Source organism: Kitasatospora sp. NPDC101235 (assembly GCF_044767505.1).
In the GTDB taxonomy this organism is placed as follows: Bacteria; Actinomycetota; Actinomycetes; order Streptomycetales; family Streptomycetaceae; genus Kitasatospora.
Genome location: NZ_JBIWNZ010000021.1, coordinates 1 through 18,268, shown reverse-complemented (window position 1 = coordinate 18,268; position 18,268 = coordinate 1). Strand labels below are relative to the sequence as shown.

18 protein-coding genes are annotated in these 18,268 nt (G+C 72.3%); 8 read left to right on the top strand and 10 right to left on the bottom strand.

Annotated elements, in window-relative coordinates; all coding sequences use genetic code 11:
- Window positions 1-46 precede the first annotated feature (46 nt).
- Complete coding sequence (locus ACIRRH_RS29340; RefSeq protein ID WP_403073394.1) at window positions 47-1,819, top strand: serine/threonine protein kinase; 1,773 nt, start codon at window positions 47-49, stop codon at window positions 1,817-1,819.
- Window positions 1,820-1,943: 124 nt separating this feature from the next.
- Here the strand turns inward: ACIRRH_RS29340 and ACIRRH_RS29335 are convergent, their stop codons facing one another.
- Window positions 1,944-4,187: a heavy metal translocating P-type ATPase gene (locus ACIRRH_RS29335; protein ID WP_403073392.1), complete on the bottom strand. Its 2,244-nt coding sequence runs from the start codon at window positions 4,185-4,187 to the stop codon at window positions 1,944-1,946.
- A gap of 167 nt (window positions 4,188-4,354) precedes the next feature.
- On the opposite strand from ACIRRH_RS29335, the gene ACIRRH_RS29330 reads away from it, so the two are divergent.
- From ACIRRH_RS29330 to ACIRRH_RS29320, 3 genes are all read left to right on the top strand, one after another.
- A complete protein-coding gene (locus tag ACIRRH_RS29330; RefSeq protein WP_403073390.1) occupies window positions 4,355-4,732 on the top strand; it encodes a metal-sensitive transcriptional regulator in 378 nt (125 codons plus the stop codon).
- Between the two features lie 44 nt (window positions 4,733-4,776).
- A complete protein-coding gene (locus ACIRRH_RS29325; RefSeq protein WP_403073389.1) occupies window positions 4,777-5,694 on the top strand; it encodes a hypothetical protein in 918 nt (305 codons plus the stop codon).
- 205 nt (window positions 5,695-5,899) lie between these two features.
- Window positions 5,900-6,670, top strand: coding sequence for a hypothetical protein (locus ACIRRH_RS29320; protein ID WP_403073388.1), 771 nt, complete (start codon window positions 5,900-5,902; stop codon window positions 6,668-6,670).
- Between the two features lie 100 nt (window positions 6,671-6,770).
- Here ACIRRH_RS29320 and ACIRRH_RS29315 read toward each other — a convergent pair whose 3' ends face one another.
- From ACIRRH_RS29315 to ACIRRH_RS29300, 4 genes are all read right to left on the bottom strand, one after another.
- A complete protein-coding gene (locus ACIRRH_RS29315; protein ID WP_403073386.1) occupies window positions 6,771-7,136 on the bottom strand; it encodes a hypothetical protein in 366 nt (121 codons plus the stop codon).
- A gap of 275 nt (window positions 7,137-7,411) precedes the next feature.
- Entirely contained in the window at window positions 7,412-7,609 is a 198-nt protein-coding gene (locus tag ACIRRH_RS29310; RefSeq protein ID WP_403073385.1) for a hypothetical protein, read from the bottom strand.
- The gene (locus ACIRRH_RS29305; RefSeq protein ID WP_403073383.1) at window positions 7,606-7,887 is read right to left on the bottom strand and encodes a hypothetical protein; all 282 of its coding nucleotides are present in this window, start codon (window positions 7,885-7,887) and stop codon (window positions 7,606-7,608) included. Before ACIRRH_RS29305 ends, ACIRRH_RS29310 begins: the two co-directional genes overlap by 4 nt.
- Window positions 7,884-8,318: an ATP-binding protein gene (locus ACIRRH_RS29300; RefSeq protein ID WP_403073382.1), complete on the bottom strand. Its 435-nt coding sequence runs from the start codon at window positions 8,316-8,318 to the stop codon at window positions 7,884-7,886. Before ACIRRH_RS29300 ends, ACIRRH_RS29305 begins: the two co-directional genes overlap by 4 nt.
- Window positions 8,319-8,556: 238 nt before the next feature.
- On the opposite strand from ACIRRH_RS29300, the gene ACIRRH_RS29295 reads away from it, so the two are divergent.
- Together ACIRRH_RS29295 and ACIRRH_RS29290 are read left to right on the top strand one after the other, a co-directional pair.
- Window positions 8,557-9,414: a helix-turn-helix domain-containing protein gene (locus ACIRRH_RS29295; protein WP_403073380.1), complete on the top strand. Its 858-nt coding sequence runs from the start codon at window positions 8,557-8,559 to the stop codon at window positions 9,412-9,414.
- A 28-nt stretch (window positions 9,415-9,442) separates the two neighbouring features.
- Window positions 9,443-9,655: a DUF397 domain-containing protein gene (locus tag ACIRRH_RS29290; protein WP_403073379.1), complete on the top strand. Its 213-nt coding sequence runs from the start codon at window positions 9,443-9,445 to the stop codon at window positions 9,653-9,655.
- A gap of 49 nt (window positions 9,656-9,704) precedes the next feature.
- Here ACIRRH_RS29290 and ACIRRH_RS29285 read toward each other — a convergent pair whose 3' ends face one another.
- The 4 genes from ACIRRH_RS29285 to ACIRRH_RS29270 all read right to left on the bottom strand — a co-directional run bounded on the left by ACIRRH_RS29285 (window position 9,705) and on the right by ACIRRH_RS29270 (window position 14,607).
- Entirely contained in the window at window positions 9,705-10,868 is a 1,164-nt protein-coding gene (locus ACIRRH_RS29285; protein ID WP_403073377.1) for a permease, read from the bottom strand.
- Between the two features lie 176 nt (window positions 10,869-11,044).
- Complete coding sequence (locus ACIRRH_RS29280; protein ID WP_403073376.1) at window positions 11,045-12,478, bottom strand: MFS transporter; 1,434 nt, start codon at window positions 12,476-12,478, stop codon at window positions 11,045-11,047.
- 255 nt (window positions 12,479-12,733) lie between these two features.
- Window positions 12,734-13,828, bottom strand: coding sequence for a CU044_5270 family protein (locus ACIRRH_RS29275; RefSeq protein ID WP_403073374.1), 1,095 nt, complete (start codon window positions 13,826-13,828; stop codon window positions 12,734-12,736).
- The gene (locus ACIRRH_RS29270; protein WP_403073372.1) at window positions 13,825-14,607 is read right to left on the bottom strand and encodes an RNA polymerase sigma factor; all 783 of its coding nucleotides are present in this window, start codon (window positions 14,605-14,607) and stop codon (window positions 13,825-13,827) included. Before ACIRRH_RS29270 ends, ACIRRH_RS29275 begins: the two co-directional genes overlap by 4 nt.
- A 147-nt stretch (window positions 14,608-14,754) precedes the next feature.
- Here ACIRRH_RS29270 and ACIRRH_RS29265 point away from each other — a divergent pair, with 147 nt between their 5' ends.
- Window positions 14,755-16,353 carry a serine protease gene (locus ACIRRH_RS29265; RefSeq protein WP_403073370.1) on the top strand — a complete coding sequence of 533 codons (1,599 nt, stop codon included), beginning with the start codon at window positions 14,755-14,757 and terminating at the stop codon, window positions 16,351-16,353.
- Between the two features lie 234 nt (window positions 16,354-16,587).
- Here ACIRRH_RS29265 and ACIRRH_RS29260 read toward each other — a convergent pair whose 3' ends face one another.
- A complete protein-coding gene (locus ACIRRH_RS29260; RefSeq protein WP_403073369.1) occupies window positions 16,588-17,289 on the bottom strand; it encodes an NAD(P)-dependent oxidoreductase in 702 nt (233 codons plus the stop codon).
- Between the two features lie 121 nt (window positions 17,290-17,410).
- Here ACIRRH_RS29260 and ACIRRH_RS29255 point away from each other — a divergent pair, with 121 nt between their 5' ends.
- Window positions 17,411-18,124, top strand: coding sequence for a TetR/AcrR family transcriptional regulator (locus ACIRRH_RS29255; RefSeq protein ID WP_403073367.1), 714 nt, complete (start codon window positions 17,411-17,413; stop codon window positions 18,122-18,124).
- Window positions 18,125-18,268 lie beyond the last annotated feature (144 nt).

Sequence of the window (18,268 nt, the reverse complement as noted above, 5' to 3'; positions counted from 1 at the left end):
AACAGCGGTCAGAAGCGTCGGGGGTCGTGTGTCGGAGTCGCGTTGGGTGCCCGGGCTCCGGTTCGGGCCGGAGTTCGACCCCGAGCAGTACGAACTCCTGGAGTTCCACCACCGGGGCGGCGAGGCCGAGGTGTGGCGGGCGGTTCGCACCGGGCACAACGGGCGCAAGGAGCTGGTCGCCGCGAAGATCATGCTGGAGCGCGACCCGACCGAGGTGCGGCGCTGGCTCGGCCGCTGGGACGACGTCTCGCACAACGCGCACCGGCTCGGCGTCACCGACCTGGTGGTGCCCAGCTTCCTGCTCGGCCCCTCCCCGCACCGGCCCGGCACCCCGCCCGGCGGCGCGCTGCTGGCCTACCAGATCTCACCCTGGGTCGAGGGCGCGCCGCTGCACACGTGGGCGCGCGGCCAGCGCGGCGGCCCGTCGGCGGTGGCCGAGGTGCTGACCCGGCTCTGCCGGATCGTCGACGAGCTGCACCGCAAGCGCTGGGTGCACCGCGACATCTCCCCCGCCAACGTCATGGTGGACGGCCAGGGGCAGGTCAAGCTGATCGACCTGACCTTCCTCGCCCCGCTGGACCACACCCTGACCGTCGCGGTGTTCACCCCCGGGCACGTCCCGCCCGAGGCCGAGCAGGTGGGCGGCTTCCCGACCACCGCCAAGGACCTGTTCGCGGTCGGCACCCTCGCCCGCACCCTGCTGCTGCCCGACCACGGCCGTCTGGACCACCGGCTGGCCGCCGAGCAGGCCCGCGCCGAGCTGCTGGCGGCGGGCTACAGCGAGGAGTTGGCGCGCTGGGCCTGTGAGCCGCTGGCCCGCGACCCGGACCGCCGCCCCTCCCCTCTCGGCCCGTGGGCCGAGCGGGGCCGTGAACTGCTGCGCGCCCACCGGCCGGTGGCCCGCACCGCGGGTCTGGCCGTGCTGCCCGACCCGGCCGGGCGGCCGCTGGTGGTCACCGGCGGCGCGGACGGCACCGCGCTGGCCGGGCCGGGCCGGCTCGGCCGAAGGCTCCCGGCAGGCCAGGGCCCGTCCGCCGTACGGGAGTTGGCGGCCGGCTGGGCCGGGAGCCAGGAGGAGCTGGTGGTCTGGGCCGAGGACCGCGGCGGCACCCTGTGGGCCGGTACGGCGGCCGGCTGGTGGGAGGCGGCGCGCGGGGTCAACGGCCTGGCGGGCGCGGTCGGTTCGGCCGGGGAGATGACGGTCTGGACGGCCGCCGGCGGTGCACTGCGCTCCTACCGCTGGGCGCCCGGCCGTACCCTCACCGGCCAGGAGCACCCCGGCTGCCCGGCCGACCGGGTGCTCGCCGCCGAGGAGGAACGGCCCGGCTCCTGGCTGCTGCTGGTGGAGCACCGCGAGCGAGTGCTGAGCTGGCGTCCCGGCGCCGCCGGACCGCCCGCCCCGGTCGGCCCGGCCGGCCCGCTGCGCGCCGGGGCGCTGGCCCGTACCTCCGCAGGGCCGCAGGCCGCCACGCTGCGGCCGGACGGCTCGGCCCAGCTGCACACCCTCGGCGCGGCCGGGGCGGGAACCGAGATCGGCGACGGCGAGCCCTCGCTCGGCATCGCCATGGTGGGCCACCGCGGCGGCCCGACCGTCGCGCTGGCCGGCGCGGGCGGCGTACGGCTGCGGCTTCCGGCCGGCGGCGCCTCCCGGCGGCCGCGCTGGTGGCGGCCCACGCTGCGCCCGGCCACCCGGGTCGCGCTGGCCATGGGCGACGACTGGCGGCTGTGCCTGGCGGCGGTGGTGGAGGGCGAGTTGCAGGTCTGGCAGGAGGACGCGGCGTACCGCTGGCAGGCGGTGGAGCTGCCGGAGGGGGTGTGATCCGCCGGCGGAAGTCGGCGGCGGCGGACGCACCGAGGCCCCGGAACCCTGGCGGGGCTCCGGGGCCTCGGCCCGGCGGTGGAGAGTGGCTCGGTTCTTCAGCCGGGGGTTCGGCATCGGCGGCTCAGCGGAAGCGGCGCAGCCGGAGGCTGTTGCCGACCACGAAGACCGAGGAGAAGGCCATCGCGGCCCCCGCGATCATCGGGTTGAGCAGGCCGGCCGCGGCCAGCGGGAGGGCGGCCACGTTGTAGCCGAAGGCCCAGAACAGGTTGCTCTTGATGGTGCCCAGGGTCTTGCGGGAGAGCCGGATGGCGTCCGCCGCGGCCAGCAGGTCGCCGCGGACCAGGGTCAGGTCGCCGGCCTCGATGGCGGCGTCGGTGCCGGTGCCCATCGCCAGGCCCAGGTCGGCCTGGGCGAGCGCGGCCGCGTCGTTGACGCCGTCGCCGACCATCGCCACGACCTTGCCCTCGGCCTGCAGTCGCTTGACGGTGTCGACCTTGTCCTGCGGCATGACCTCGGCGATCACGTGCTCCGGCCCGATGCCGACCTCGGCCGCCACGGCCTCGGCGACCAGCCGGTTGTCACCGGTCAGCAGCACCGGGGTCAGGCCCAGTGCGCGCAGCCTGCCGATGGCCTCGGCACTGGTCGGCTTGACCGCGTCGGCGACCTCCAGCACGGCCCGGGCCTCGCCGTCCCAGCCGACCGCGATCGCGGTGCGGCCGGCCGCCTCGGCGGTGCGCTTGGCCTCGGCCAGCGCCTCGGGCAGGTACTGCGACCACTCGTTCAGCAGGGCCTCCCGGCCGGCCACCACGGCGTGGCCGTCCACCACGCCCTGGACGCCCAGGCCCGGGACGTTCTCGAAGCCCTCGACGGCGGGCAGCTCGCCGGCCTTGGCGGCGGCGTTGGCGATCGCCCGGGCGATCGGGTGCTCGGAGGCGTGCTCCAGGGCGCCGGCCAGGCGCAGCACCTCGGCCTGGTCCACGCCCTCGGCGGCGTGCACCGCGAGCAGGGTCATCTGGCCGGTGGTGACGGTGCCGGTCTTGTCCAGGACGATGGTGTCGACCTTGCGGGTGGATTCCAGGACCTCCGGGCCCTTGATCAGGACGCCCAGCTGGGCGCCGCGGCCGGTGCCGACCAGCAGGGCGGTCGGGGTGGCCAGGCCGAGGGCGCACGGGCAGGCGATGATCAGCACGGCCACTGCTGCCGTGAAGGCGGCGGTCCAGCCCTCGCCGGTGCCCAGCCAGTAGCCGAGGGTGGCGACCGCCAGGGTGATCACGATCGGGACGAAGACCGCGGAGATCCGGTCCGCGAGGCGCTGCGCGGCGGCCTTGCCGTTCTGCGCGTCCTCGACCAGCTTGGCCATCCGGGAGAGCTGGGTGTCGGCGCCGACCCGGGTGGCCTCGACCACCAGGCGTCCGCCCGCGTTGACGGTGGCGCCGGTGACGTTGTCGCCGACCCCGACCTCGACGGGGACGGACTCGCCGGTGAGCATCGAGGCGTCCACCGCCGAGGCGCCCTCGACCACCACGCCGTCGGTGGCGATCTTCTCGCCCGGCCGGACCACGAAGCGGTCACCCACTGCGAGGTCGGCGATCGGGATGCGCACCTCGGCTCCGCCGCGCAGCACCGTCACGTCCTTGGCGCCCAGTTCCAGCAGCGCCTTCAGGGCGGCCCCGGCGGTGCGCTTGGAGCGCGCCTCGAAGTAGCGGCCGGCCAGGATGAAGGCGGTGACGCCGGCCGCCGCCTCCAGGTAGATGTTGGACGAGCCGTCGCTGCGGGCGATGGTGAACTCGAAGCCGTGCCGCATGCCCGGCATCCCGGCGTCGCCGAAGAACAGCGCCCACAGCGACCAGAGGAACGCGGCGGTGGTGCCGAGCGAGACCAGGGTGTCCATGGTCGCGGCGCCGTGCCGGGCGTTGGTGAACGCGGCCCGGTGGAACGGCCAGGCGGCATAGGTGACGACCGGGGCGGCGAGGGTCAGCGACAGCCACTGCCAGTTGTCGAACTGGAGGGCCGGCACCATCGCCATCGCGATGACCGGCAGCGCGAGCGCCACCGCGGTGAACAGCCGCTCGCGCAGCGGGGCCAGTTCGTCGGCCGGCTCGGCCTGCCCGGCGTCCGCGCCCTCGGTGACCGGAGGCTTGGGCAGCGCGGCCGTGTAGCCGGTGGCCTCGACGGTGGCGATCAGGTCGGCGACCTCGACGCCGCCCTCGAAGGAGACCTTCGCCTTCTCGGTGGCGTAGTTGACGCTGGCCGTGACCCCGTCCATCCGGTTGAGCTTCTTCTCGATGCGGGCCGCGCACGAGGCGCACGTCATTCCGCCGATCGAGAGTTCCACCTCCGCGGAGGCGGGTGCCTGCGTAGTCATCGTCGCTCCTCGTGACAGTCGTCGTGCGGTACGTTCGGCGGCCGGGCCTTCATACCTAGGAGGGGTATCGGGCGGTGCCGGGTTCATTTATACCCCTGAGGGGTATCGGTCGCAAGCCTTGAGCAATACCCCAGGCAGGTATTTTTCGAGGCGGGGATCCGCTTGACTTGATACCCCCACGGGGTATTCACTCAGGGGGCATCGAGCCACAGGGCGCGCCCGCACGGCCGGGCCGCCCACCCGGAGACCCTGAGGAGGGCCGCATGGCCGGCTACCACGCCGACAAGGACCAGCTCCTGCGCCGACTGCGCCGCGTCGAGGGCCAGATCCGCGGCCTCCAGCGCATGGTCGACACCGACACCTACTGCATCGACACGCTGACCCAGGTCTCGGCCGCCACCAAGGCCCTCCAGTCCGTCGCGCTGCACCTGCTCGACTCCCACCTCGCCCACTGCGTCCACGACGCCATCGCGGGCGGCGGCAACGAGGCGGACGCCAAGATCGCCGAAGCCTCGCAGGCCATCGCCCGGCTCATGCGGGCCTGAACCCGCTCCACCACTCCGTACGTCCTTCCGAGGGGAACCCCGCCATGAACACCGCTCTGCGTGTCACCGCCTTCACAGCCGGCCTCGCCGCCGCCTTCGGCCTCGCCCTCGGCGTCGGCCACGCCACCGGCAGCGGCGGCCCCTCCCCGAAGCCCGCCATGGCCGGGCACGCGGAGCACGCCGAGGAATCGGGCGGCGGCGCCGCCGAGCACCTGCCCGGCGGGCTGCAGGTCTCCGAAGGCGGCTACACCCTCAGCGTCGAGAACCCCTTCGTGACCGCCGGCTCCCCCACCGACCTGCGGTTCCGCATCCTCGGCACGGACGGCAAGCCCGTCACCGCCTACCAGCAGCAGCACGAGAAGGAACTGCACCTGATCGTCGCCCCGCGCGACCTGTCGACCTTCCAGCACCTGCACCCGACGCTGTCCGCCGACGGCACCTGGAGCGCCCCGACCGCCGTCCCCGCCGCCGGGGAGTACCGGGTCTTCGCGGACTTCACCCCCGCCGGCGCCGCCGGGGGCCTCACCCTCGGCGCCGACCTGCACGCCGCGGGCGACCTGCGCCCGGCCCCGCTACCCGCGACCGGACGGACCGTCACCGTCGACGGCTACACCGTGACCCTCGGCGGCGACCTCAAGCCCGGGCGCAGCAGCCGGCTCACCCTGAGCGTCAGCAAGGACGGCAAGCCCGTCACCGACCTCCAGCCCTACCTCGGCGCGTACGGCCACCTGGTCGCACTGCGCGCCGGCGACCTCGCCTACCTGCACGTCCACCCGGACACCACCACTCCGGGTCCGGAGATCGGCTTCACCACCACCGCCCCGAGCACCGGCAGCTACCGCCTCTTCCTGGACTTCAAGCACCAGGACACCGTCCGCACGGCGGCCTTCACCGTGACGGCCGACGGCACCGCCGACCCCGCCCCCACCACCGAGGAGCCGGCCGGCGACCACCAGCACTGAGCAGCACCCCGCACGGGCCGGGCGATCCCACCGCGGATCGCCCGGCCCGCTGCCGTCCCCGAAACCCGGTGGCCGAGGCGGCAGTTCTCGTGATCACGGCCGGGCACGAACAGGAACCGCTCACCCCGTCCGCCCGTCATCTCCACAGGGGGGCCACAGACTCGACGCCCCTGCAGCTCTTCACCACCGAGGTCCGAGGAGATCCATGGTCGACACCGTCAACTCACTGGCCACCCGTCTTCACGAAGTGCTGGTGGAGCACCTGACCAAGGGACCCGCCGTGGCGGGCACCAGGGGCCTCCACGACGTCGTCGCGCGTGCCACGGCGCTCGGCCCCGACGGCGCGTGGCTCGCCGCTGCGGGCCACTCGGGCCTCGCCGGCCTGGCCTGCGCACACGGACAGACGGACCAGGCCATCCACCACCTCGACGCCGCGGTGGCAGCCGGCTACAACGACTGCGTGGCCCTCCACATCGCCCTCGTGCGCCCGCTGCACCACGATCCCCGCTTCCAGGCCCTGTACCGGCGGATGCGCGTCACCCCGGCCGACCTCGACGAGTTCTTCTGGCTGCACCAGGAAATGCAGATCATGATGAGGGACGCCCAGCAAGCGACCGTCGACAACATCGGCCGCCTCGACACCGGGGTGTCCCTGCTCCCGCAGGCCCCCATGCCGACCCGCGAACCGAACACCCTCGGCGTCCTGATCACCCGCATCGATCTCGCCGCGACCCAGACCGCACTCCAGCAGGCCGCCCTCAAGGCGGAGTTCCAGCGCAGCTCCGGCAACACCAGCCTCAGTCTCATCGACGACACGTGGGACTACACCCGCGCCAGGCACGACGCCCGGTACGCCGACGACCTGGAATCCCGCCGCCAACAGGCCGCCGCGGCCCGGGCTTTCGTCGAACGCCCCGGCGTCGGCACCATGCTCATCCCCTGCCCGCCGCTGGGCTCGATCACCTACCCGGGCTGATCGCAGCGCCGCACCGGCACCATGGCCGGTGAGGCCCCTTCGCCGGCTTTCCGTCCGTCACCGCTTTACCGCTCCCCCGCAGGCCCGCGGGGGCGGGTACTCAGGCTCCGGTCAGCCAGTCTTCTTCAAGACCGTCGAGAACGAACCCGTTCTCGAAGCGCACCTTGTACCTGATCCGAGCACCGGCTCCGCCGTCGTACCCCGAGTGCTGGATGACCTGCTGACGGAGGTTCTCGATCAGGCCGGCCGCGAAGGGATCGAACTGGCGGCCGCGGATCTGCTGGTCGAAGCTCGCGAGGTGGTCCTGGGCAACGCCGCCGGCTTCCTTCGCCGAGCCCGTGACGATGCCCTGCAAGCCCTCGGCCAGGAACAGCGGACCGGGAAAGCCAGTCCTGGCCGCTGTGCCGTCTGCGGTGACCTGCACATCCCTGGTCAGTCTCACCTTCGCGCCGGTCTCGTACGGCATGGGCGTACCCCCTCGTTCGATCTTGGCCGTGACCCTGGCGAGCGTAGTCGAGATGCCGTGGGAGGAAAGGGCGTCCGGCAAGATCAGGAGCCCACGGCTTCCTGGCCCCACTCCCGGGTGCGAACTGGATTGGCAGCACGAGGGGTTCCACTTCATCACGTGAAGCGGGCGAGTCTCAGTGGTGGCCGTGGCGGCCATGGCCCGCGCGCACCAGCACTGAGCAGGCCCGCACGGAAGGTGCCGGGCGATCCGGGGGGATCGCCCGGCACCTCTGTTCACCCGGACGGGTGTCGGGCGGCTTGCCGGAGCACGGCGAGGAGAAGGGCTTCCGCGTTGCCCGGGGTGGCCGCCCAGAGCTGCATCTCGGTGTGGGCGGCCTGGCGGCGGGGGCTGGTGGCGCGGATCGGACGGGAGAACTGGGCGCTGAGGCACCACCACATCTCGATGCGGGCCCAGGTGAGCCGACGGATCACTCGGGCGCCGCCGCGCAGAGGTGGATCGGGTGGGCGGACTCGATGCCGACGAAGGCGATCGCGCGCACCTCGCCGAACTCGACCAGCTGGTGGGCGATCCGCCCGGCGGAGGCCTCGCTGAAGTGGTCGGCGAGGTAGCCGGCCTGGTCGTCGTCCAGCGGGAGCCGGGCCAGGCTGGTGCGGATGGCGTCGAGGGCGTCGGAGAGCTTGGCGAAGGTGGCGACGTTCGTGATGCCCTTGATCTCGACGGTGACGGGGAAGGGGAGTTCGACGCTCACTGTGCGCCTCCGGTGATCAGCACCCACATCACCTTGCCGATGCCACCCGCACGCGGGCAGCAGCCCCAGCCGGACGCCAGCTGGGAGACGAGCCAGAGCCCGCGCCCGGTCTCGTCGTGCTCGGCGGCGGGGTGCGGCAGCGACGGCCGGTTGGCGTCGGTGTCGTGGACCTCGATGCGGAGCGAGTCGGGGTACAGGTCGAACCGGATGTAGATCAACCGTCCCGGCGGGGTCTTGGCGTGGAGGACCGCGTTGGCGACGAGCTCGCTGAGCACCAACTCGGCGGCGTCGAGGAACCGTTCGCCATCGGGCTGTTCGTCGAGGAAGGCTCGGAGCAGTCGCCGGGCGTAGCCGGCGGACTTGCGGTTCCTGGGCAGCCACCACGAGCACTCACTCGCAGGGGCAGGCGGCTTCTCCAGCATTTCGGGCATGGCGGGGCCTCCTCCGGGGGTGATGGGAAAGATCGCGATCCGAAGGGCGGCGAGAGGCATGGGAATGCCCGAGCGACGATCCGCCAGGATCACGCTGCGTGGTGCGGTGCACCACACTCCGTAAGTGTGCACCGCGCCGATGCGGTCCGCAACGTGAAGTCTGCAATTTGCAATTCGGCGCGCCTGGCCCCGACACTCCGTCACAATGCATGCTGGATAGGGCAAGAGAGGATCGAGCATGAACGACGGACCAAGGCCGACCGTGCGCGGCCGTCGGCTGGGCTCGGAGCTTCGACGGCTCCGGGAGATCGCGAACAAATCCACGGAGGATGCAGCCGGATCCCTCAAGTGCTCCCGCGCGAAGATCAGCCGGATAGAGACCGGCTCAGTGGGGATCCGGCGCTTGGATCTCGGGATCCTGCTGGATCTCTACGGCGTCACCGAACCGTCCGACAGAGACGCTCTCGAAACTCTCGCCCGTGAGAGCAAGAAGCGCGGCTGGTGGCACGACTACGGTGACACGATTCCAGTCGAGTACGCGGACTTCCTCTACCTGGAAGGCGACGCCAGGTACATCCAAACGTGGCAACCTTTGGTTCTGCCTGGCCTCTTGCAGACCGAGGACTATGCCCGAGCCCTGCTCGCGGCGAACCCCGCTGCCGTCCGCCCTGAGCGCATCGACCAACTGGTCAAGGTGCGGATGGAACGCAAGGCCGTCCTGGCCAAATCAGATCCCGCACGCTTCTGGGCAATCATCTGGGAGCCTGCCCTCCGATGCCCGGTAGGCGGGCTCGACGTACGGCGGGCACAGCTGAACTACCTGGTCGAGGCTGCGCAGCGCCCAAACGTCACATTGCAGGTTGTCCCGCTCAGCGTCGGCGCCCTCGCCGGAGCATGCGGCGCGTTCGTGATGTTCGGATTCACGGATTCACCGGCTCCAGGGACAGTGTTTCTTGAGACTCTGACCAGCAGCCACTACCTGGAGCAAGAAGCAGAACTCGACGGCTATGGACTCGTCTTCGACTACCTGCGCTCATCGGCCCTGAACCCAGCCCAGTCGATCGATATGATCACCGCCATCGCAACGGAATCGTGAGTTCGAGATCAGACAAGAGGGTGAGCAGATGACCACGCCGGAGATCTCCGCTCGTGGCTGGCACAAGAGCAGCTACAGCGCACAGGCGAACGACTGCGTAGAGACCGGGCTCGTCGTCAGCAGTGGGGGCGTGGCCGTTCGGGACTCGAAGGATCCCCAGGGCCCGGCTCTGGCCTTCCCCACTGACGCCTGGACGGCGTTCATTACTGCCATCAAGACCGGCGAACTCTCCAGCACCTGAACAGCATTGCGCGAGAAGTCGGCCAGGCCGACTTCTCGCGCAAGTCTCATCAGTGGTGGTCGTGGACCGCGGGCCCGCCCGCGGCCGGGGCGCCACCCATCATCCGTAGCATCGCGGCGCCGCCGGTGCGGAAGAAGCGGATGAGCAGTCCCAGCGCCAGCAGCAGGAAGGCGATGTTGAGCCAGGTGGTGTAGTTCCACTCCACGCCCGACATCGGGATCTCCGCCTCCCGCCGGTCCGGGATCAGGCCGAGCCCTCCGAACAGCAACTCCACCGCATAGCCCGCCAGCACCATCGCCGGGTAGAAGGTGCCGAGCAGGAAGAGGGCCATCCGGCGGCCGTAGTACTTCCGGTAGATGTTCAGGATCGGCAGGATCAGCAGGTCGGCGAAGACGAACGCGACCACGCCGCCGAAGCTGATTCCGCCGTTCCACAGGACCACGGCCAGCGGCACGTTGCCGATCGAGCAGACGAAGGACGCGATCGCCACCAGCGGGCCGACCAGCGGGCCCCAGATCTTTCCGGCGAGCGGGTGGTCGGCGAAGAAGAAGGCCTGCCAGAACGAATCAGGGACCCAGGCGGCGATGGCGCCGGCGATGAGCAGGCCGATCACCAGGTCCTTGAGGATGGCGGCCCACTCCATCACGAACACGTGCGAGACCGAGGTGAAGCCCCGCCCGGAGAGCAGCCGTCGGACAAAGGAACCCGACCCCGTCACCGACATGTCCATCGCCGCGTGGCCCTCCATCGAGCCCGCCCGCCCGTACGACGCCTGTTCGCGGGCCTCCCGGATCAGCCGTTCGCGCAGGAACAGCCGGAACAACAGCGCGAGCAGCAGGATCATCACCGGTCCGCCGATGAACTCCGCCGCGGTGAACTGCCAGCCCAGTAGCAGGGCCAGGATGATGCCGAGTTCGATCACCAGGTTGGTCGAGGCGATCTCGAAGGCCATCGCCGAGGTGAAGTTCGCGCCCTTGCGGAACAGCGAGCGGGCCAGGGCGACGGCCGCGTACGAGCAGGAGGACGAGGCCATCCCGAGGCCGGCGGCGACGGCGAGGGTCCGGGGGCGGTCGTCGCCGAGCAACCGGACGACGGTGGCCTTGTGGACGACGGCCTGCACGACGGCGGAGAGCAGGAAGCCGAGGATGAGGGCCCAGGTGATCTCCCAGGTCATCGATCCGGCGATGGACAGCGCGTGCAGGATCGCGTGCATGTGGTCCGCCTTCCGCAGAGCGAGTCCCCCGGTGGGCGCCGGTCACCATATACCTGTACGGGGTATTCAGGAACCGTGGCGCGCCGACACCCGGCGCTGCGCCGCCCGTACGACGAGCACGCCCCCGGAGGGACGGGCGGGGCGGGGCCCGCCCGTCGGTGGGACGGTGAACGGCCTCACGCCGCCGTCGCGGACTTCGACGCGTCGGCCGCGCCCTCGGGGCGCGGGGTGCGCAGGGTGGCCACCGCCAGCAGGGCGCCGGCCGCGGCGATCGCCGCGGAGCCGACGAAGGCCGCGGAGAAGCCCGAGGTCAGTCCCTCGACGGTGGTGTCCGGGGTCCGGGCACCGGCCAGCGCGGTCATCGCGGCCAGGCCGAGCGCCGAGCCGACCTGGTAGCCGGTGTTGACGATGCCGGAGGCGAGGCCGCCGTCCTCCGGGGGCGCGCTGGAGATCGCGGTGCCGAGGGAGGGGATGAAGGCGAGCGCCATGCCGATCGCGGCGAGCAGCGAGGCGGGCAGCACGTCGGTCCAGAAGGTGCCGTCCGGGCGGGCCAGCGAGAGCCCGAACAGACCGGCGCCGAGAGCCGCCATGCCGGTGACGACCAGCGCCTTGGGGCCGAAGCGGGCGATCAGCCGGGGCGCCAGGGTGATCATGATGCCCATGATGGCGACGGTCATGGGCAGCAGGGCCGCGCCGCTGGCGAAGGCGCCGAGGTGGAGCACCTGCTGGAGGTAGAGGTTCAGGAAGAACCACATCGGCACCCAGGCCGCGGCCAGCAGGAACTGGGCGAGGTTGGCGGCGCCGAGGTTCGGCACCTTGAAGATGCTCAACCGCATCAGCGGCTCGCGGCGCCTGCCCTGGATGACCAGGAAGGCGATCAGCAGCACGGCCGCGCCGGCCAGCGTCAGCAGGGTCGGCGCCGAGGCCCAACCCGCCTCCGGGGCGCGGACGATGGCGTACACCGCGGCGGCCAGACCGCCGGTGACGGTGAGCGCGCCGATGATGTCGATGCCGCCGCTGCGCCGGGGCGAGGAGGGCATCAGTGCGGGGGTGGCGAGCAGCGCGACCACGGCCACCGGGATGTTGATGTAGAACACCCAGGGCCAGCTGATGTACTGGGTGATCAGGCCGCCGAGGAAGACGCCCGCGGTGCCGCCGGCCGGGGCCGCCGCGCCGTACAGGGCGAAGGCCTTGGTGAGCTCCTTCGGATTGCCGCCGAAGAGCATCATCAGCAGGGTGAGCGCCGAGGGGGCGATCAGCGCGGCGCCGAGGCCCTGGACGCCGCGGCCGGCCAGCTCGGTCGGGACGTTCCCGGCGAGGCCGGCGAGCAGCGAGCCGGCGCCGAGGATCGCCCAGCCGGCGCTGAACAGGCGACGGGCCCCGAGCAGGTCGGAAAGCCGTCCGCCGAGCAGGAGCAGACCGCCGAAGGCCACCACGTACGCGTTGAACACCCAGGACAGGTCCTCCTGGCCGAAGCCGAGGGCGTCCTTCATCTTGGGCAGGGCGACCCCGATGATGGAGGTGTCCATGATCACCACGAACTGCGCGGCGGCGATCAGCGCGAGTGCGCGCCACCTCCGGGGGTTCGGCCCGGTGCTGTCGGTTGCCATTTCTTACTCCCTACCCGTGAGGGGTATCGGCCGCGGGCGAGGGGGCCCACGGCGATGGGCAGCGGCCGTCAACTTCCGCCACAGAAACGGAAGGAGTGCAGGGTCGACGACCCCATGAGGACGAGCAGAACATACCCTAGGGGGGTAAGGTTTAGTCAACAGTCGCCTGGCACTGGGATCGAGGGAGACGAGGGTGGGGGGTATCCGCCGAGACCGCCGGCCGTCACTCCACCGGCCGGCCCTCGGCCGCCCGCGTCACCCTGCCGTCCGCGGGAGTTCGCCGACGCGGTCGACCGCGGCCTTGGCGAGAACCGCCGAGGTGCCGACCACCGTCCCGGCCGGCCCCGCGTCGCCCGCCTCGGCGAGGACCGTGCGCTCGCCGAGGAACGCGTACGTGGTCCGGTCGAAGACCCACTGCGTCTGCTGCCCGTGCGCCGTACGGGCCACGGCGACGCCTTCGCGTCCGGCGGCGTCGACGGCCGAAGCGACCACCGTGACCCCCGGGATCCGCTCGGCGGCCCGGCAGAGCGCGGCGCTGACCTGCGGCGGCGCCCAGGTCTCGGCCAGCAGGTCGCCGATCGCCGTGAACGCCCGCTGGTCCGGGTCCTGGCCCTCGCCGCGGGTCTGTTCCCTGATCAGCTTCAGCAGGGCGTCCGGGTCGGTGGGCAGCGAGGCGACGTACGCGTGGGTCGGTGCACTGATCGACGGACCGTTCCCGCGGGGGGTGTCGGGCCCGGCGGTCTCCCCCGGCCGGTCGAGCTGGAGGACCGGTCCGTTCTCGCCGAGCCGGGTGTCGGGCCCGCCCTCCTCGCGCAGCAGACCGGGGCCACTGCCGTCGGCGGACAGCCAGACCTGCCGGGTGTGTACGGGAGCCATGGTCACGGGACCGCCTGCCGCACTCTGAGCCGCGTAGGCGACCCTGCTCTCGACGTAGACGAACTGGTCGGCGCGGACCGTCGACTGCTCCGCTCCGGCGGCGGCGAGCGCGATGCGGTCGAGCAGCTGTACCGCGTGGGAGGTGCCGGCGACGCCACCTCCGGCCACCGCCGCGCGGTCGTGCCCGGCCGGACCTCCGAGGTCCACCGTCACGACGCCGACGACCGCGAGGGCGCAGGCGAGCGCCGGCACCGCGATCCGGAACCGGGCCGGACGCCGGTACGGGGCCCGCGGGGCGGGGCGGGCCTGAGGTTCGGCGGCCGTGGCGGTTCTGCGCAACAGCTCCTCTCTCAGCCGCAGTTGACGATCCGCGTCCAGGCCGGGCACCGTCGGCGGGGGCAGCAGCTCGGCGAGTTCGCGGCGCTCGGACTCCTCGGACGGGCGCTGCGTACCACGCCGTGGGGTGGCGTTCATCTGGGGCTCTCCTGGATCGACGGGATCGGCTGGATCGACGGGATCGGCTGGATCGACGGGATCGACGGGATCGACGGGATCGACGGCCGGAGCGCGGGGATGCGGCCCGGTACGGGCAGGACGGTGACGGTCGAAGGGGTCCGGCCCTCCGCCGCGGGGGGCTTTCCGGTTCCGGTGTGCCGGTGCCGCGCCGAGGTGACGCGGGCCCCGGCCCTGGCCCTGGCCTTGGCTTCAACCTTGGCTTCGGCCCTGGCTTCCGCCTCGGTGAGTTCGCGCAGTCGGGCCCGGGCCCGGGACAGCCGCGAGCGGACGGTGCCGACCGGCGTGCCGAGCGCCTCGGCCGCGCTCGCGTAGTCCAGCCCGGCCCACACGACGAGGGTGAAGACCTCCCGGTCGCGGCGCCGGAGCCGAGCGAGCGCACGGTGCGCGGCACGCAGGTGCTCGACGTCCGCGAGGTGCGCGACCAGGTCGTCGGCGAAGTCCGGGACCGAGCCGCGTTCCGGGAGCCGGGCGAGCGCGATGTCACGGCGCCGGCGGGCCCTGGCGTTGCGGCGCATGACGTTCGTCGCGATCCCCAGCAGCCACGGGCGCAGCCCGTCACCGTCGGGGTGCAGTTTCTCCCGGCCCCGCCACGCCTCCAGGAAGGTCGTCGAGACGACGTCCTCGGCCTCCGCCCAGTCGCCCGTCACGCGGAGGGCGTAGCGGTACAACACCTGGGCGTGCTCGTCGTACAGCTCGCCCAGGACGTCGGGGTCGCCGCGGCGAAGACGCGTTCTCATGAGTGCTTCCACACTCTGCCCTGCCCGGTCCGCCGCCCCGGTTCCGGTGACCTGCGCCACAGGCGCCGGCCGCGCCCCGGGGGCCACCCCACCCCGGATGTGGTCCGGCTCACAGGAACTCCGGTGCCGGTCCGAGCAGTACAGAGCATGACCACTACTTCCGCACCCCGCTCCGCCCCGCGTTCCGTTCTCCGCCGCAACGCCCTCCGGGCCCTGGCCGTCGCCGTCGCCCTGGTCGGCACCTCCACCCCCGCCTTCGGCAGCGCGGCCTTCGCCGCGGAGCCGCAGACGTACACCCTCACCATCAAGCACCTGGACCGCGCCGGCCAACCGGCCGGGAAGTACCGCACCCATGTCGTCGGGGTCTTCGAGGGCGGCGGTGAGGAGTTCCTCGAACAGCAGGACGCCTCCGGTGTCACCACCGTGCGGCTGCCGAAGGGCCGGTACCTGCTGGACAGCACCCTGAGCTCGACCCAGGGGACGAGCGGCACGATCGGGACGGACTGGATCGTCCAGCCGCGCCTCGACCTCGACCGGGACACCACCGTCACCGTCGACGCGCGGACCACCGTCCCCGTCGACGTCCGCCCCCCGGACGGCTCCGCGAGCTTCGCGTACGGTTCGACGTTCGTCGAGGTCACGCACAAGGGTGTCACCAGGAGCGGCAACGTCTTCAACGGGTCGCCGAACCTGCGCGTGGCCCACCTGGGGCCCGAGACCGAAGCCGGGGCGCTGAAGCAGTGGATCGACGTCAACTGGAAGACCGACACCGTCAACTACGCGCTCGGCCGGACCTTCACCGGCACCCGTGCGCTGACCGGGCTCACCCGGCACTACTCCGCGCAGGAGCTGGCCACCCTGAACATCCGTAGCGCCGTCGGGCCGGGCAGCACGGGGACCACGCACTTCAGCCTCCTGCCGGCCGACGGAACGTCCCTCGGCGTCTCCCAGTCCATGCCGACGCCCGGCACCGCCACCTTCCTCGTCGCACCCGAGCGCGGCACCTGGGACATCGCCTTCACCGCCCCCCGCGCCGACGGCACCGCGCCGAACTACTACACCGCCGACCGCATCGCCGTACGGGCCGGGGCCACCACCACCCACACCTTCGACGGTCCGGTCTTCGGCCCCGCGCTCACCGGCCGTCCCGCCGTCTCACGCGACGGCGACCGGATCACCGCGAACGTCGCGCTGCTCGCCGACGGCGACGGCCACGCGCCGTGGAGCCCGTCGTTCGACACCGCGTACACCTCGCTGTACCGCGACGGCGTGCTGGTCGGCGCCGCGTCCGACGCACCCGGACGCGGCGAGTTCACCGTGCCCCCGGGCAAGGCCTCGTACCGCCTGGCCAGCACGCTGACCCGCAAGGCCGCGACCGGCGCCACCACCCACGTGAACGCGTCCTGGACCTTCGCCTCGGCCACCACGACCAAGGCGACCGCGCTCCCGGTGAGCGTCGTGCGGTTCTCCCCCGAGCTCAGCCCGGCCGGCACCGCGGCGGCCGGCGGTGCGCTCCGGATCCCCGTCACCGTCCAGGGGGCCGCCGCGGACGGGCGCACCCGCTCGCTGACCGTCTCGGCCTCCACCGACGGCGGCGCCTCGTGGACCCGCCTCCCGCTCGAAGCGGGCGCCGTGACGGTCCAGAACCCGCCCGCCGGCACCGGCGTCTCCCTGCGCGCCGAGCTGACCGACGCCGACGGCAACACCCTCGACCAGACCATCACCGACGCCTACCAGACCCAGTGACCCCGTCGGCCGCCTGAGGCCCCTCCGGGAACCGCCGGGAACCGCCGGGAACCGCCCGGCCGAGCCGGCCTCGCACGGCGCGGATCGCGCATGGTTCACGGGTGGCCGGACCACTTCCCCGGTCCGGCCACCCGTTGCGGTCACCGGCCTCCGACTCGTCCGGCAGCTCTCCGACGCCCGGGGGCACGAGGTCGGCACGTGCCGCCCGTGGGCCCGACCGGCCGTGCCCGTCGGTCAGTAGCCGATGGTGAACCTGCGCTGGACGAACCGGGGCAGCTCGGCCTCGTCGACGAGGGCGACCGCGGCGTCCTCGGCCGAGATCCGGCTGAGGCCGTCGGCGTCGAGGACGGGCTGGTCGCCGCCGATGCGGAAGCGGCCGGTGCGCTCGCCGGGGGCGATCTGCTCGGCGGGGCTGAAGTAGGTCCAGAGCCGGTTCGAGGTGCGCAGGACGTTCAGCGCGTCGCGGTGGCCGCGGACGGCGGCGATGTACTCCCGGGGCAGGCCGAGGGCGTCGAGGGCCTCGTACACCAGGTCGTCGTGGTCGGTGCGGACGACCCCCGGTTCGATCTCCAGGCTGCCGGCGCCGCCGATGACGATGAGTCGGGTACGGGGGTGGCACTCCAGGGCCTTGAGCAGGGCCCGGGCGGCGGTGGCGTACACGGTCGGGTCGGCGATCGCGCGCCGGACGGCGTCGGCGATGTCGTTCGCCGCGTTGCCGGGCTGGAACCCGCTGATGAGCACGTCCAGACCAGGCAGAACTGCGGCGATGCTCGCCGCGTCGAGGACGTCGACGCTCGCCCAGCCGAGGTTCTCTCGCCGGTCGTCGATCGCGGAGGCATCGCGGCTGAACGCCGTGACGCGGTGCCCGCGGCCGAGGGCCTCGGTGACAACCCGGCTGCCGATGATGCCGGTGGCTCCGATGATGCCGATGTGCATGGTTCTCCCCTTGTTCATGCCGGATGGCGCCATGAAGGCCCACGCCTTCACGCCGTTCCAAAACTATACGGCGTGAAGTTTTTGCACGGCAATCAGCACAGTGACGCTGTAGAGTGAGCCCGTGGCAGGCACCCGAAGCACCGGACGACGTGAGCGACTGCGGACCGAGACGACCGCCGAAATCAAGAGCACGGCCCTGGAGTTGATGGGCTCGGGCGGCCCCGACGCGATCACCCTGCGGGCGATCGCCCGCGAGATGGGCATGACCGCCAACGCCATCTACGGCTACTTCGCCACCCGCGACGACCTGGTCACCGCGCTCATCGCGGACGTCTACACCGCACTCGCGAACGCCCTTGACGCCGCTTGGGCCGCCTCGCCACAGGGTGATCCGGCGGCCCGGGTCCAGGCCTGGGCGCACGCCTTCCGCGACTGGGCGCTGGCCAACCCCGAGGGTTTCCGACTGATCTACGGCGACCCGGTACCCGGCTACCGGGCCCCCGAAGGCGGTGCCGCGCCGGACGCCGCCCGGCGGGTCTGCGTCGGCATCGCCGCCCTCGCGGCCACAGCCTGGGAGAACGCCGAACCACCGCACGAGGGCGGCGACTTCAGCTGGGCGGACTTCGATCCCGGCCTGCTGGGCAAGGTCCGCCCGGCCTTCCCCGGCCTTCCCCCGGCGGGCGTGGCCCTGGCCCTGCGGATCTGGGGACACCTGCACGGGCTGGTCGCACTGGAGATCTACGGCCACCTGCGCGCCCAGACGCCGGCCCCGGACAAGCTCTTCCGCAGCGAACTGGCCCAGCTCGTCCGCTCCTTGGGCCTCAACGCCGGCTAGGGCCTCTCTTATGGATCAGGTCGGCCCGGCATGATCCACAAGAGAGGCCCTAGGTCGTGTATTTGGTTGTGATCAATGGGTCCGGGTGAGGTCCTTGATCCAGATCATCGCGCCGCGGAGGTGGAGGCCGGCGAGGTAGCTTTC

Excerpts from the sequence above, each read along its gene's own strand:
- ACIRRH_RS29285 (WP_403073377.1), bottom strand. The coding sequence starts at position 10,868 with ATGCACGCGATCCTGCACGCGCTGTCCATCGCCGGATCGATGACCTGG.
- ACIRRH_RS29295 (WP_403073380.1), top strand. The coding sequence starts at position 8,557 with ATGAACGACGGACCAAGGCCGACCGTGCGCGGCCGTCGGCTGGGCTCG.
- ACIRRH_RS29270 (WP_403073372.1), bottom strand. The coding sequence starts at position 14,607 with ATGAGAACGCGTCTTCGCCGCGGCGACCCCGACGTCCTGGGCGAGCTG.
- ACIRRH_RS29265 (WP_403073370.1), top strand. The coding sequence starts at position 14,755 with ATGACCACTACTTCCGCACCCCGCTCCGCCCCGCGTTCCGTTCTCCGC.
- ACIRRH_RS29275 (WP_403073374.1), bottom strand. The coding sequence starts at position 13,828 with ATGAACGCCACCCCACGGCGTGGTACGCAGCGCCCGTCCGAGGAGTCC.
- ACIRRH_RS29315 (WP_403073386.1), bottom strand. The coding sequence starts at position 7,136 with ATGCCGTACGAGACCGGCGCGAAGGTGAGACTGACCAGGGATGTGCAG.
- ACIRRH_RS29335 (WP_403073392.1), bottom strand. The coding sequence starts at position 4,187 with ATGACTACGCAGGCACCCGCCTCCGCGGAGGTGGAACTCTCGATCGGC.
- ACIRRH_RS29320 (WP_403073388.1), top strand. The coding sequence starts at position 5,900 with ATGGTCGACACCGTCAACTCACTGGCCACCCGTCTTCACGAAGTGCTG.
- ACIRRH_RS29260 (WP_403073369.1), bottom strand. The coding sequence starts at position 17,289 with ATGCACATCGGCATCATCGGAGCCACCGGCATCATCGGCAGCCGGGTT.
- ACIRRH_RS29280 (WP_403073376.1), bottom strand. The coding sequence starts at position 12,478 with ATGGCAACCGACAGCACCGGGCCGAACCCCCGGAGGTGGCGCGCACTC.
- ACIRRH_RS29300 (WP_403073382.1), bottom strand. The coding sequence starts at position 8,318 with ATGCCCGAAATGCTGGAGAAGCCGCCTGCCCCTGCGAGTGAGTGCTCG.
- ACIRRH_RS29325 (WP_403073389.1), top strand. The coding sequence starts at position 4,777 with ATGAACACCGCTCTGCGTGTCACCGCCTTCACAGCCGGCCTCGCCGCC.
- ACIRRH_RS29290 (WP_403073379.1), top strand. The coding sequence starts at position 9,443 with ATGACCACGCCGGAGATCTCCGCTCGTGGCTGGCACAAGAGCAGCTAC.